This window comes from Streptomyces sp. NPDC002536 (assembly GCF_053594995.1).
In genome coordinates, this window is the sequence record NZ_JBSFWU010000229.1 from 1 (window position 1) to 2919 (window position 2919).

Consider the following 2919-nt stretch of genomic DNA (forward strand, 5'->3'; position numbering starts at 1 on the left):
CGGGGTGGTGTCCCCCGTCAGGGGCGCGGGGAACTGCGCGACCAGCCACAGCCGACCCGCAGTCGAAGAACCGTCCTACGCCCCGTACCGCTCCACGAGCGGCTTCGCATCGCGCGCCAGCGCGGTCAGCCGGGAAATGGCCCGGAAGTACTTCTTCCGGTACCCGCCCTGCAGCATCTCCTCGCTGAACAGCTCGTCGAACGGCCTCCCGGAGGCCAGCACCGGCACCTCGCGGTCGTAGAGCCGGTCCGCCAGGACCACCAGCCGCAGCGCCGTCGACTGGTCGGGCACCGGCTCGACGCCGGTCAGGCACACCGCGCGGATGGAGTCGCACATGGCGCCGTACCGGCTCGGGTGGACCTTGGAGAGGTGGGCGAGCAGGGAGGGGAAGTCGTCGAGCGAGGCGCCCTCGGCCGCGTGCGCGACGCGCTTGACGGTCTCGTCGTCGTACGGCGCCGGGGCCTGCGGCAGGCCGCGGTGACGGTAGTCCTCGCCGTCGATCCGGAGCGGGCGGAAGTGGGCGGAGAGGCCCTGGATCTCGCGCAGGAAGTCGGCCGCGGCGAACCGGCCCTCGCCGAGCTTGCCGGGCAGCGTGTTGGAGGTCGCGGCCAGGGCCACACCCGCCTCGACCAGCTTGCGCAGCAGGCTGGAGACGAGCACGGTGTCGCCCGGGTCGTCGAGCTCGAACTCGTCGATGCACAGCAGCTTGTGGCCGCTGAGCGTCTGAACGGTCTGCTGGAAGCCCAGTGCGCCGACGAGGTTGGTCAGCTCCACGAAGGTGCCGAAGGCCTTCTGCGCCGGCTCGGCCGGGGCGGCGTGCCAGAGCGAGGCCAGCAGGTGGGTCTTGCCGACGCCGTAGCCGCCGTCGAGGTAGACGCCGCGCGGACCGGAGGCCGCTGCGGGCTTCGCCTCGCGCCGGAACCAGCGCTTGCGGGCGCCGCCGTTGTCCGTACCGCCACCGAGCCCGGCCGCGAAGCCGCCGAGGACGGTGACGGCCTCGGCCTGGCTGGCCTGGTTCGGGTCGGGGATGTAGGTGTCGAACCGCACGGAGTCGAAGCGCGGCGGCGGCACCATCTCGGCGACCAGACGGTCGGCCGGTACGTGCGGGGCGCGCGAGGTCAGCGCCACCGGGGCGGTGGCGGACTCGCCTGCCGGACCGTTGACGGACCCGGAGGCATCGGCAGGTGTTGCGGTGGAGGATGACACAGCTGTCCAGCGTAGCTGCTGTGGGAGCCGGGACGGCCACGTGATCAGCGACCCATGTCACACTGCGGCCTATGCGACGCCTGTTCCCCTCCCCGCTCAGCCCCGCCGACCTCGACGAGCGCGAATGGGGGCTGGACGAGCTCGCCGACTTCTACGCCTACCCCGACGCCCCGCCCGCGCAGGGCAGGGCCTGGCTGCGGGCCAACATGGTCTCGTCCCTGGACGGCGCCGCCCACCACGAGGGGCGCTCCCAGCCGCTCTCGTCGGACGCCGACATGCGGATCTTCGGCACCCTGCGCGGGCTCGCGGACGCCGTCGTGGTCGGCGCCGAGACCGTACGGCAGGAGGGCTACCGGCCGGCGCGGGCCCGGGAGGCGTTCGCGGCGCGGCGCGCGGCGCTCGGGCAGGGCCCGGCGCCGGTGATCGCGGTGGTGAGTGCGGGGCTCGGCCTGGACTTCTCGCTCCCCCTGTTCACCTCTCCGCTGGTGCCGACGATCGTGCTCACGGGCGCGGAGGCGCCGGCCGACCGGGTGGCCGCGGCCCGGGCGGCGGGTGCCGAGGTGGTCGTGGCGGGCGAGGGGCGGGGCGTGGATCCCGCGCTGGTGCCGGGGGCGCTGGCGGAGCGGGGGCTGACCCGGCTGCTCACCGAGGGCGGTCCGCGGCTGCTGGGGCAGTTCGCCGCGGCGGGGGTGCTGGACGAGATGTGCCTGTCCCTGGCCCCGATGATGGCCGCGGGCAGTGCGCCGCGGATCGCGGCCGGGCCGCGGCTGGAGGTGCCGGAACGGTTCGCTCTCGGTTCGATCCTGGAGGAGGACGGCTTCCTCTTCACCCGCTACACCCGTCACCAAAGCATCTGAAGGGTCTGAAGAACCTGAAGGATCTGACAATCGGCGGAATTTGCCGTTCCGCTTCGCGTCCACTGGGCAGAATGGGGTCAGACGCGAGTCAGACGCTCCCCCGAGGGCACGGGATCAAAACAGGCGGGCTCGGGGGGAGCACGCGCAGGATGGTTTCTGTTGGGCCCGGTGGCCCACGGAGAAGAAGGGCGCCCACCGTGTTCACGAGCGTATTGATGATCGAGCAGCCGCTGTCCGCCACAGATGTCGAGTTCGTCACCACGTTGCATGACGACGACATGTCCTTCGTGGTCCTCATGCGGCCCAGAGGAAACGAGGACCGGCTGCTGCGTGCCATCGACGACGTCGCCCTCGGTGAGCTGGAGCAGGCCGTCCACGAGGCCGACGAGCCCGAGGGCGAGGACGCACTGCGGCCCGCCGCCGTGGCGCTGGAGCACTCGCTGCGCGCCTTGCGGGCGGCGGGCTGCGAGGCGGTGGGTCAGATCATCGACGACCACCCGCTCGACCTGCTGCGCTCCGTCGTCGAGCAGACCCATGCGGACGAGGTGATCGTGCTGACCGCCCCGCACCTGGTCGAGGAGTTCTTCCACCGCGACTGGGCCTCGCGGGCACGGCACAAAGTCGGGGTCCCGGTGCTGAAGCTGTACGCCCATGCGGACGAGGCGGAGGAGGAGCCGGAGCAGGCCTGAGGCCCTGCGGGCCGGCTGTCGGCACCACGACGCGCCCGCACCGGGCGCCCCGTCAGGGGCGCGGGACGGCTGCTCCCCCAGCTACCTCCCCCAGCTACCGCTGGGGGTGCCCCCAGGAGGTACCCCCAGCGGTAGCTGGGGGAGTGCTTCGGCTGCGGACGTGTCGT

3 protein-coding genes are annotated in these 2919 nt (G+C 72.7%); 2 read left to right on the forward strand and 1 reads right to left on the reverse strand.

Going from position 1 to position 2919, the window contains the following annotated elements; all coding sequences use genetic code 11:
* Positions 1 to 75 precede the first annotated feature (75 nt).
* Positions 76 to 1206: a cell division protein ZapE gene (zapE, locus tag ACWD4B_RS35575; protein WP_451424646.1), complete on the reverse strand. Its 1131-nt coding sequence runs from the start codon at positions 1204 to 1206 to the stop codon at positions 76 to 78.
* Positions 1207 to 1277: 71 nt separating this feature from the next.
* Here zapE and ACWD4B_RS35580 point away from each other — a divergent pair, with 71 nt between their 5' ends.
* Both ACWD4B_RS35580 and ACWD4B_RS35585 read left to right on the forward strand, forming a co-directional pair.
* Complete coding sequence (locus ACWD4B_RS35580) at positions 1278 to 2063, forward strand: pyrimidine reductase family protein (protein WP_451424647.1); 786 nt, start codon at positions 1278 to 1280, stop codon at positions 2061 to 2063.
* 197 nt (positions 2064 to 2260) lie between these two features.
* Positions 2261 to 2752 (forward strand): indole-3-glycerol phosphate synthase, encoded by a 492-nt coding sequence (locus tag ACWD4B_RS35585; protein WP_451424648.1) that lies wholly within the window; start codon positions 2261 to 2263, stop codon positions 2750 to 2752.
* The last annotated feature ends 167 nt before the right edge of the window (positions 2753 to 2919 follow it).

Excerpts from the sequence above, each read along its gene's own strand:
- ACWD4B_RS35580 (WP_451424647.1), top strand. The coding sequence starts at position 1,278 with ATGCGACGCCTGTTCCCCTCCCCGCTCAGCCCCGCCGACCTCGACGAG.